General features: G+C 43.1%; 7 protein-coding genes, 1 tRNA gene and 2 rRNA genes. All 10 read left to right on the forward strand.

Annotated elements, in window-relative coordinates:
- Positions 1-17 precede the first annotated feature (17 nt).
- Positions 18-980 (forward strand): 6-phosphofructokinase, encoded by a 963-nt coding sequence (gene pfkA, locus I585_RS20685; protein ID WP_010740073.1) that lies wholly within the window; start codon positions 18-20, stop codon positions 978-980.
- 61 nt (positions 981-1,041) lie between these two features.
- Entirely contained in the window at positions 1,042-2,826 is a 1,785-nt protein-coding gene (gene pyk / locus I585_RS20690) for a pyruvate kinase (protein ID WP_010740072.1), read from the forward strand.
- A gap of 344 nt (positions 2,827-3,170) precedes the next feature.
- Positions 3,171-3,722, forward strand: coding sequence for a YceD family protein (locus I585_RS20695; protein ID WP_010740071.1), 552 nt, complete (start codon positions 3,171-3,173; stop codon positions 3,720-3,722).
- Positions 3,723-3,781: 59 nt separating this feature from the next.
- Entirely contained in the window at positions 3,782-3,961 is a 180-nt protein-coding gene (gene rpmF, locus I585_RS20700; protein ID WP_010740070.1) for a 50S ribosomal protein L32, read from the forward strand.
- A gap of 303 nt (positions 3,962-4,264) precedes the next feature.
- Positions 4,265-5,686, forward strand: coding sequence for an NADP-dependent phosphogluconate dehydrogenase (gene gndA / locus I585_RS20705; protein ID WP_010740069.1), 1,422 nt, complete (start codon positions 4,265-4,267; stop codon positions 5,684-5,686).
- 107 nt (positions 5,687-5,793) lie between these two features.
- Positions 5,794-6,480 (forward strand): response regulator transcription factor, encoded by a 687-nt coding sequence (locus I585_RS20710; protein ID WP_010740068.1) that lies wholly within the window; start codon positions 5,794-5,796, stop codon positions 6,478-6,480.
- Positions 6,477-7,982, forward strand: a complete 1,506-nt coding sequence (locus I585_RS20715) for a HAMP domain-containing sensor histidine kinase (protein WP_010740067.1) — start codon at positions 6,477-6,479, stop codon at positions 7,980-7,982. Before I585_RS20710 ends, I585_RS20715 begins: the two co-directional genes overlap by 4 nt.
- Before the next feature lie 529 nt (positions 7,983-8,511).
- A 16S ribosomal RNA gene (locus I585_RS20720) occupies positions 8,512-10,070 on the forward strand.
- An 81-nt stretch (positions 10,071-10,151) separates the two neighbouring features.
- Positions 10,152-10,224 (forward strand) — tRNA-Ala (locus I585_RS20725).
- Positions 10,225-10,399: 175 nt separating this feature from the next.
- Positions 10,400-11,965 (forward strand): 23S ribosomal RNA (locus I585_RS20730); the annotation flags it as partial.

Below are 11,965 nucleotides of genomic sequence, written 5' to 3' on the forward strand. Positions count from 1 at the left end.
ATTTATGAGGTGAGAAAATGAAACGCATTGGTATTTTAACAAGTGGAGGAGACGCTCCAGGAATGAACGCTGCTATTCGTGCAGTTGTTCGTAAAGCGATTTTTGAAGGCATGGAAGTTTATGGCATCAATTATGGTTTCGCTGGTTTAGTTGCTGGCGACATTCGTCGTTTAGACGTTGCAGATGTCGGTGACAAGATCCAACGAGGCGGTACGTTCTTATATTCAGCTCGTTACCCAGAATTTGCTACTGAAGAAGGGCAATTAAAAGGGATCGAACAATTGAAAAAATTTGGTATCGAAGGATTAGTAGTCATCGGCGGCGATGGTTCTTACCATGGTGCGATGGCATTGACAAAACACGGCTATCCAGCTGTCGGAATCCCAGGAACGATTGATAATGATATTCCAGGAACAGATTTTACTGTAGGCTTTGATACAGCAATCAACACTGTCTTAGAATCTGTCGACCGCATTCGCGATACTGCAACATCACATGTTCGTACCTTTGTTATCGAAGTAATGGGTCGTAACGCAGGCGATATCGCTTTATGGTCTGGTGTTGCCGGCGGTGCCGATGAAATCGTCATCCCTGAACATGAATTCGATATGGAAAGAATTGCGAAGAAAATTCAAGCAGGCCGCGACCGCGGGAAGAAACATTGCTTGATCATCCTTGCTGAAGGCGTTATGGGCGGAAATGAATTCGCTGATAAATTAGCCGAATACGGCGACTTCCATACACGTGTCAGTGTATTGGGTCACGTTGTCCGCGGTGGTTCACCAAGCGCACGCGACCGTGTTTTAGCAAGCAAATTCGGTTCATATGCCGTAGATTTATTGTTAGCTGGTAAAGGCGGATTATGTATCGGTATGGAAAACAATGAAGTCACTGCAGCCGACATCGTTGATACATTGGAAAACAACAAACATAAACCTGATTTAACTTTATATGATTTGAACAACCAAATCTCATTTTAATCTCGTTAATAATAGTGCAGACTATATATTATAGACAATCAAGAATGGAGCGTATTACGTAATGAAAAAAACCAAAATCGTTAGTACATTAGGACCAGCAAGTAACACAGTAGAAACAATTTCTCAATTAATTGAAGCTGGTGCTAACGTGTTCCGTTTCAACTTCTCACACGGAGACCACGAAGAACAACTAACACGTATGAACATGGTTCGTGAAGCAGTCGAAAAAACTGGTAAAGATGTCGGTATTCTTTTAGACACTAAAGGTGCTGAAATCCGTACAACTGTTCAAGATACTACAGAAGCAGACTACGGTCGTGCTGGCTATATCGAATTTAACGTAGGCGACGAAACACGCATTTCAATGGATTCTGAATTAAAAGGAACCAAAGAAAAAATCGCTGTAACTTACCCAGGTTTATTCGACGATGCTCATATCGGCGGACATATCTTATTCGATGATGGTTTGATCGACATGGAGATCGTTGACAAAGACGAAGCAAACCGCGAATTGATCATGTTGGTTAAAAATGCTGGTATGCTAGGTTCTCGTAAAGGTGTTAACGCTCCTGGTATCTCAATCAACTTACCTGGTATCACTGAAAAAGATGCTGACGATATCCGTTTCGGTTTAGACAACGACATCAACTTTATCGCAGCAAGTTTTGTTCGTAAAGCACAAGACGTTCTTGAAATCCGTGAAATCCTTGAAGAAAAAAATATGACACACGTGCATATCTTCCCTAAAATCGAATCACAAGAAGGAATCGATAACATCGACGAAATCATCAAAGTTTCAGATGGTATCATGATTGCTCGTGGGGACATGGGTGTTGAAATCGCGCCTGAACTAGTTCCTATGGTTCAAAAACGCATCATCAAGAAATGTAACTACGCTGGTAAACCAGTTATCACAGCGACTCAAATGTTAGAATCAATGCAAGAAAACCCACGTCCAACACGTGCGGAAGCATCTGACGTTGCCAACGCTGTATTTGACGGAACAGACGCTACAATGCTTTCTGGTGAATCTGCTAACGGTAAATACCCAGTAGAAGCTGTAGGCACAATGGCTCGTATCGATATGGAAGCTGAATCTGCATTGTCAGAATTAGGTTCATTCCAAATCAACGAATTCGACAAATCAAACGTAACTGAAACAATCGGTTTATCTGTAGCTCGCGCTGCGAAAAACTTAGGCGTTAAAACAATCGTTGCAGCAACTGAATCAGGCCATACTGCTCGTATGATCTCTAAATACCGTCCAGATGCTGACATCTTGGCTGTAACATTTGACGAAAATACAAAACGTAGCTTGATGGTTAACTGGGGTGTATACCCAACTGTTGCTGAAAAACCAACAACAACAGATGATATGTTCGACTTAGCTGCTCAAAAAGCAGTTGACTTAGGCTTTGCTAAAGAAGGCGACTTGATCTTGATCACTGCTGGTGTACCAGTTGGTGAACGTGGAACAACCAACGTTATGAAAGTTCAAATGATCGGTTCTAAACTATTACAAGCACAAGGTATTGGCGAATCAACAGTAGTTGCTCATGCAGTTGTTGCTAAATCAGCTGAAGAAGCAATCAAAAACGCGAAAGACGGCATGGTTCTAGTTGTTCCTACAACAGATAAAGAATATATGCCTGCAATCGAAAAAGCATCTGCTTTGATCGTTGAAGATGGCGGGTTAACTTCACATGCTGCCGTTGTTGGGATCGCTCAAGATATCCCTGTAGTTGTTGGCGCGAAAGATGCTACTTCAACAGTTGTTGATGGTGAATTAGTTACCGTTGACCCTCGTCGTGGAATCGTCTACCGTGGACAAACAACAGCAATCTAAAGCTTGATTTAAAAAGTGGTTGTTACAATGTAACGATACTGATTGAAACTCTGTGTGTGGCATATCATTTGCCACACACTTTTTGTGAGTGACGTTCGCAGCAGTCCGCTTTTGATAGAAAACAAAATCTATAAAATCGCACCATAACGCTTTTATCTGACTGACTTTACATGCCACCGCTTGTTAAAATCGTTTGGGATTTAGAAAGTAATTTAGAATTACTTTAGTCTTACCAAGCAAAAGTTAGGTGAGTCTGTAAAGTCATTAAAGGTGTCAAGAAAATTTCATTGACAAAGAATTTTTACACCTGTATAATAGCGATTGTTGCTTAGAGGTGATGAATAATGAAATGGTCGATTGGCGAATTGCGCCGCTATAAAGAAGAAGCACTAAATTTTTCAGAAACGATCGATGTGAATGACGCATTGACAACCCGTGACAATGAGGTCTTAGCCGTAGCTCCGGTTACTGTAGAAGGAATCTTGTCTGTCGGAAAAAATGAATATATTTTACATTATCGGTTGAAAACTATTGTAACTGTTCCTTCAGCCCGCTCCTTAAAACCAGTTGATCTGCCACTTGATCTTTCAGTGGACGAAGTATTCATGACAAGGGAGCAATGGTCTTCAATGGAAGAAGAACGAGACGAAGAGATCCTTGTCTTAGACAATGATACGATCGACTTAACAGATTCTATCGAAGATAACATTTTATTGGCGATTCCGATGCAAGTCTTTTCTGAAGAAGAACTTCACGCAACAGACCTACCGAAAGGCAACGATTGGGAAGTCGTAAGCGAAGAAGAGTATTTGCAGAAAAAGGAACCCGCTGAAACAATTGATCCTCGTCTTGCGAAATTATCCGAGCTGTTCAATGAATCAGAGGATGACAAGTAAGATTGGAATAAAATGTATCAGTAAATGATACTTCATTTTACAAGGAGGTGTGACACCCAATGGCAGTACCAGCTAGAAAAACATCAAAAGCTAAAAAGAACAAACGTCGTACTCACTACAAATTGACCATTAAAGGATTAAACGAATGTCCGAACTGTGGCGAAATGAAGAAGAGCCATCACGTATGTGCCAACTGTGGCTACTATGATGGAAAAGATGTTATGTCTAAAGAAGCATAAACACTTTTTTAATAGAGAAAGTCAAAACCTCAAGACTAACCATGGAGTCTTGAGGTTTTTTTCTTGGGAAAAATTCGGCAGGACATATAAGGCTGCACGATTTTACCAAAGCTTTTCACAAAAAAATACGATTCATTTTCCATTCTCACTTTCTTAGGATATAATGAGAAACGTATTGAGTAATTAGGATGACAGTTCTACTTTATGCGTGTGCGTGATTCGTAGAATGTTAGACGTGGTGAGAATCCACCTTATTTTTCTTATGGAAGAATAAGTACATCAACATGAACTAGGAGGATAAATATGTCAAAACAACAATTCGGCGTCGTAGGTATGGCCGTGATGGGGAAAAATCTAGCCTTGAATATCGAAAGCCGCGGCTACTCAGTGGCTTTGTACAATCGGACTGGATCAAAAACTGAAGCGGTGGCAGCAGAACATCCTGATCGCAACTTAAAAGCAACATTTTCAATCGAGGAATTCGTTGATTCAATCGAGAAACCTCGCCGCATCATGTTGATGGTGCAAGCAGGACCTGCAACAGATGCGACGATTCAATCATTGTTACCACATTTAGATAAAGGCGATATCTTGATTGATGGAGGAAATACCTTCTTCAAAGATACGATTCGTCGTAATGAAGAATTAGCGAACTCAGGTATCAACTTTATTGGTACTGGGGTTTCCGGTGGTGAAAAAGGTGCTCTAGAAGGCCCTTCAATGATGCCAGGCGGACAAAAAGAAGCTTATGACTTAGTTGCACCGATTTTTGAACAAATCGCAGCGAAAGCTGAAGACGGCGAACCCTGTGTGACATATATTGGCGCGAACGGTGCCGGACACTATGTAAAAATGGTCCATAACGGAATTGAATACGGCGATATGCAATTAATCGCAGAATCATATGATTTGATGCAGCACTTGCTAGGATTGTCCGTTGATGAAATGGCGGATGTTTTCGCTGAATGGAACAAAGGAGAATTAGACAGCTACTTAATCGAAATCACTGCGGATATCTTGACACGTAAAGATGACGAAGGCACAGATAAAGCAATCGTGGATGTCATCAAAGACGCTGCTGGAAATAAAGGAACAGGGAAATGGACGTCACAAAGTGCTTTGGACTTAGGTGTTCCATTGCCGCTGATTACAGAATCTGTTTTTGCTCGTTTCATTTCTGCATATAAAGATGAACGTGTGGCTGCAAGCAAAGTTCTTGCCGGACCAGCACCTTACAAATATGATGGAGATAAGCAAGAATTAATCGAAAAAATCCGCGAAGCACTTTATTTCAGTAAAATCATGAGCTATGCTCAAGGCTTCTCTGAATTACGGGCCGCTTCAAAAGAATTCGGCTGGGATCTGCCATTTGGCGAAATCGCGAAGATTTGGCGTGCTGGCTGTATTATCCGTGCGCGTTTCTTACAAAAGATTACCGATGCGTATGAAAAAGACGCGGATCTAGCAAACTTGATGTTGGATGATTATTTCAAAGAAATCACTGATAAGTATCAACAAGCTGTACGTGAAGTTGTTGCTATCGCTGTTCAAGCAGGCGTACCAGTGCCAACATTCTCATCTGCGATTACTTATTATGATTCTTACCGTGCAGAACGTTTGCCAGCGAACTTGATCCAAGCACAACGTGATTACTTCGGTGCGCACACGTATGAACGGACAGATAAAGAGGGAATTTATCACTATAGTTGGTATCATGAAGAATAGCAAAGGTTATTTATAACATTTAGTGACAGTAACTATAGCTTTTTGACAGGTTTAGCCCTATAATGATAGAGGTTTAATGAAATTCAACATGGAAAGGAACTAAAAAAATGAGTAATATTCTGATCATTGAGGATGAGAAAAATCTAGCTCGTTTTGTCGAACTAGAATTGAAGCACGAAGGCTATGATACAGAAGTTCATTATAATGGTAGAACGGGACTTGAAGCTGCTTTGGAAAGCGACTGGGATGCAATCTTACTTGATTTAATGCTTCCTGAGTTAAATGGCTTAGAAGTGTGCCGTCGTGTTCGCCAAGTGAAAAATACCCCAATCATCATGATGACAGCACGGGATTCAGTGATTGACCGTGTATCTGGTTTGGATCATGGTGCAGATGACTATATCGTGAAACCTTTTGCGATTGAAGAATTGTTGGCGCGTTTACGTGCTTTACTTCGTCGTATCGATATCGAAGGCGATAAAAATGTCGCTAAACAAACAACGATTACTTATCGTGACTTAACGATCGAAAAAGAAAACCGTGTCGTACGTCGCGGAAACGAAATCATTGAGTTGACCAAACGTGAATACGAATTACTATTGACGCTTATGGAAAATGTTAACGTGGTTCTTGCACGTGATGTTTTACTTAACAAGGTTTGGGGCTACGAAACAGAAGTAGAGACCAACGTTGTGGACGTATACATTCGTTATCTGCGTAATAAAATCGATGTACCAGGCGAAGACAGCTATATTCAAACTGTCCGCGGTACTGGGTACGTTATGCGCTCATGAGAAAATTTATCAAGAAACAAAGAGAACTGAAGGGGCCCTCACTTACCATCAAGTGGGCCTTTACAAGTTCTTTCTTTATATTCGTCGTATTTACGATTTTTGCTGTAATTACGTATAAGTCTTCGGTGAATCTGATCGTAACGAAAGAACGTACGAACGTTGAACGCACGATCTCTGAGGTAACCTCTCGTTTAGCAAATGCAGATGAGGAGCTGACTTTGGTGAATACGTATCGGACGTTGACCGAGACAGACAGCCAAGATAATGCCATGTATGATCAAAACATGACGTTAGAAGGCAATATGATGCGTATCGATGACTTTGTTTCAGAGTTGGGACAACGGCAATTATCTTTAGATATCTACAACTTAGACAAAAAGCTGATTTTTAAAACACAAAAGAGCTATCAGCCTTTAGTCCAAACAAAACATAAAGAACCAACGATTGTAACAGTCGATGAAAAGAACGGCTTCTTATCAGTGGAGCCGATTTATTCTAAGAAGACTCGTGAGAAGATCGGTTATGCGCAGGTATTTTACGAGCTCTCTGATTTCTACGAGATGCGCAGTAAATTATTGCTGACATTGATCGTGTTAGAGATCGTTTCGTTGCTCTTGAGCAGCTTTTTAGGCTTCTTACTATCGTCGTATTTCTTAAAACCTGTCAAAATCTTACGGGATACGATGGAGATCATTCGGCAAGACCCGCAGGCAGAAGTACATGTGCCTGAGATTACCACCAATGATGAATTGGCTGATTTAGCAGTCATTTTTAATGACGTGATTGATCGTATCCGAATGTATATTGAACAGCAAGAACAATTTGTTGAAGATGTCTCGCATGAGCTGCGGACACCCGTAGCGGTTATTGAAGGTCATCTGAATATGCTGAACCGCTGGGGAAAAGACGATCCCGAAATTTTGGATGAGTCCATTCAAGCAAGTTTGCAAGAACTTGTCCGAATGAAGAGCCTAGTTCAGGAGATGCTGGATCTATCTCGTGCAGAGCAGGTCGATGTCTATTATGGCAATGAGACCTCTAAAGCAAAAGAAGTCACGTATCAAGTATTCAATAACTTTAAATTACTCTATCCCGAATTTACGTTTACGTTGGATGACGATCTAGATGGTGAGAAGATTCTGAAAATTTATCGCAATCACCTAGAGCAAATATTGATCATCATTTTAGACAATGCCGTAAAATATTCTACGGATCGTAAAGAAGTACACATTTCCGTGTCTTCCACGCTCAATAAGTTTGAGATAGCTATCCAAGACTTTGGCGAAGGAATTCCGGACGAAGATATTGATAAAGTGTTCAATCGCTTTTATCGTGTCGATAAAGCCCGCGCCCGCACAAAAGGCGGAAATGGGTTGGGATTATCAATTGCTCATAAACTTTTAGAGAGCTATAAAGGAAGCATTAGTGTAGAAAGCTCTGTCGGGAAGGGAACAATTTTTAGAATTTTCATCCCGATGGTAGAAGAGAAGACAGCCGAGTAGAACTCGGCTGTTTTTTTATGCGAAAGATAGAAAAGAATATTGATCAAGATAGCGTTATTTTTGTTTTAAAATCGAACGTTATTTTGGAGTTTTAAATGAACGTTCGAAAAATAAAAAAGATTAAAAAAATGTTCAAAAAATAGTTGCATTACTGCTTGAAGATTGCTATATTATTAAATGTTCCCAAGAGAGTAAAGCATCTCGAAAAAAAATAAAGATAATTGTTGACGGATGAAAAATCTTGTGGTATTTTTATAAAGTCGCTTGAACAAAGCAGAAAGCAAACTTGTTTTTTTATCAAAAAGTTTTTAAATAAAAGTTGTTGACTTTTAAATAGAAACCTGATATGATATAAAAGTTGCTGAAACAAAGCGATAAACAATGTAGACCTTTGAAAACTGAACGAATAAAACAAACCAAATGTGTAGGGCGTTTCTATTATAATAGAAACAAACAACATAGCAAGCAATATGCTAGCAAGTCAATTTTTAAAATTGAGCTTAACAATCGCAAGATTGTTTCAAACACTTTTTATGAGAGTTTGATCCTGGCTCAGGACGAACGCTGGCGGCGTGCCTAATACATGCAAGTCGAACGCTTTTTCTTTCACCGGAGCTTGCTCCACCGAAAGAAAAGGAGTGGCGAACGGGTGAGTAACACGTGGGTAACCTACCCATCAGAAGGGGATAACACTTGGAAACAGGTGCTAATACCGTATAACAGTAGAAACCGCATGGTTTCTATTTGAAAGGCGCTTTTGCGTCACTGATGGATGGACCCGCGGTGCATTAGCTAGTTGGTGAGGTAACGGCTCACCAAGGCAACGATGCATAGCCGACCTGAGAGGGTGATCGGCCACATTGGGACTGAGACACGGCCCAAACTCCTACGGGAGGCAGCAGTAGGGAATCTTCGGCAATGGACGAAAGTCTGACCGAGCAACGCCGCGTGAGTGAAGAAGGTTTTCGGATCGTAAAACTCTGTTGTTAGAGAAGAACAAGGATGAGAGTAAAACGTTCATCCCTTGACGGTATCTAACCAGAAAGCCACGGCTAACTACGTGCCAGCAGCCGCGGTAATACGTAGGTGGCAAGCGTTGTCCGGATTTATTGGGCGTAAAGCGAGCGCAGGCGGTTTCTTAAGTCTGATGTGAAAGCCCCCGGCTCAACCGGGGAGGGTCATTGGAAACTGGGAAACTTGAGTGCAGAAGAGGAGAGTGGAATTCCATGTGTAGCGGTGAAATGCGTAGATATATGGAGGAACACCAGTGGCGAAGGCGGCTCTCTGGTCTGTAACTGACGCTGAGGCTCGAAAGCGTGGGGAGCAAACAGGATTAGATACCCTGGTAGTCCACGCCGTAAACGATGAGTGCTAAGTGTTGGAGGGTTTCCGCCCTTCAGTGCTGCAGCTAACGCATTAAGCACTCCGCCTGGGGAGTACGACCGCAAGGTTGAAACTCAAAGGAATTGACGGGGGCCCGCACAAGCGGTGGAGCATGTGGTTTAATTCGAAGCAACGCGAAGAACCTTACCAGGTCTTGACATCCTTTGACCACTCTAGAGATAGAGCTTCCCCTTCGGGGGCAAAGTGACAGGTGGTGCATGGTTGTCGTCAGCTCGTGTCGTGAGATGTTGGGTTAAGTCCCGCAACGAGCGCAACCCTTATTGTTAGTTGCCATCATTTAGTTGGGCACTCTAGCGAGACTGCCGGTGACAAACCGGAGGAAGGTGGGGATGACGTCAAATCATCATGCCCCTTATGACCTGGGCTACACACGTGCTACAATGGGAAGTACAACGAGTCGCGAAGTCGCGAGGCTAAGCTAATCTCTTAAAGCTTCTCTCAGTTCGGATTGTAGGCTGCAACTCGCCTACATGAAGCCGGAATCGCTAGTAATCGCGGATCAGCACGCCGCGGTGAATACGTTCCCGGGCCTTGTACACACCGCCCGTCACACCACGAGAGTTTGTAACACCCGAAGTCGGTGAGGTAACCTTTTGGAGCCAGCCGCCTAAGGTGGGATAGATGATTGGGGTGAAGTCGTAACAAGGTAGCCGTATCGGAAGGTGCGGCTGGATCACCTCCTTTCTAAGGAATATTACGGAGACTACACAGGTTGCTTTATTCGTTCAGTTTTGAGAGGTTTACTCTCAATCAAATAGAAACATCGGGGCCTTAGCTCAGCTGGGAGAGCGCCTGCTTTGCACGCAGGAGGTCAGCGGTTCGATCCCGCTAGGCTCCATTGATGACGTTGGTCATCAAGATCGTTCATTGAAAACTGGATACAGAAACAAACCAAACAAACCGAGAACACCGCGTTGAATGAGTTTTTTAATAAGTTCAATTGCTTATTTTTTTCTGATTGGGAAGTCTATCGCTAGATGGAACAATCAAACCCCTAATGAAAATTAGGATAAGGTTAAGTGAATAAGGGCGCACGGTGGATGCCTTGGCACTAGGAGCCGATGAAGGACGGGACTAACACCGATATGCTTCGGGGAGCTGTAAGTAAGCTTTGATCCGGAGATTTCCGAATGGGGAAACCCAGCATCTTTTATAGGATGTTACTTTTCAGTGAATACATAGCTGATTAGAGGTAGACGCAGAGAACTGAAACATCTAAGTACCTGCAGGAAGAGAAAGAAAATTCGATTCCCTGAGTAGCGGCGAGCGAAACGGGAAAAGCCCAAACCAAGAGGCTTGCCTCTTGGGGTTGTAGGACTCCGATATGGTAGTCCAGTGAAATAGTCGAAGGACCTGGAAAGGTCTGCTAGAAAGGGTAAAAGCCCCGTAGACAAAATTTGACTGGCACCTAGGAGGATCCTGAGTACGGCGGAACACGAGGAATTCCGTCGGAATCCGGGAGGACCATCTCCCAAGGCTAAATACTCCCTAGTGACCGATAGTGAACCAGTACCGTGAGGGAAAGGTGAAAAGCACCCCGGAAGGGGAGTGAAATAGATCCTGAAACCGTGTGCCTACAACAAGTTAGAGCCCGTTAATGGGTGATAGCGTGCCTTTTGTAGAATGAACCGGCGAGTTACGATTACTTGCGAGGTTAAGTTGAAAAAACGGAGCCGTAGCGAAAGCGAGTCTGAATAGGGCGAATGAGTAAGTGGTCGTAGACCCGAAACCATGTGATCTACCCATGTCCAGGTTGAAGGTGCGGTAAAACGCACTGGAGGACCGAACCCACGTACGTTGAAAAGTGCGGGGATGAGGTGTGGGTAGCGGAGAAATTCCAAACGAACTTGGAGATAGCTGGTTCTCTCCGAAATAGCTTTAGGGCTAGCCTCAGAGTAAGAATGATGGAGGTAGAGCACTGTTTGGACTAGGGGCCCATCTCGGGTTACCGAATTCAGATAAACTCCGAATGCCATCCATTCATCTCTGGGAGTCAGACTGTGAGTGATAAGATCCATAGTCGAAAGGGAAACAGCCCAGACCACCAGCTAAGGTCCCCAAATATATGTTAAGTGGAAAAGGATGTGGGGTTGCACAGACAACTAGGATGTTGGCTTAGAAGCAGCCACCATTTAAAGAGTGCGTAATAGCTCACTAGTCGAGTGACCCTGCGCCGAAAATGTACCGGGGCTAAACATATTACCGAAGCTGTGGAGCACACCATTAGGTGTGTTGGTAGGAGAGCGTTCTAAGGGCGTTGAAGGTAGATCGTGAGGACTGCTGGAGCGCTTAGAAGTGAGAATGCCGGTATGAGTAGCGAAAGACAGGTGAGAATCCTGTCCACCGAATGACTAAGGTTTCCTGGGGAAGGCTCGTCCGCCCAGGGTTAGTCGGGACCTAAGCCGAGGCCGAAAGGCGTAGGCGATGGATAACAGGTTGATATTCCTGTACCCGTTGTTTTTGTTTGAGCAATGGAGGGACGCAGGAGGCTAAGGAATCAGACGATTGGAAATGTCTGTCCAAGCAATGAGTCTTGATGTGAGTCAAATGCTTGCATCTCTAAGGACAAGTTGTGATGG

It is taken from the genome of Enterococcus malodoratus ATCC 43197 (genome assembly GCF_000407185.1).
GTDB classification, from domain to species: Bacteria; Bacillota; Bacilli; order Lactobacillales; family Enterococcaceae; genus Enterococcus_A; species Enterococcus_A malodoratus.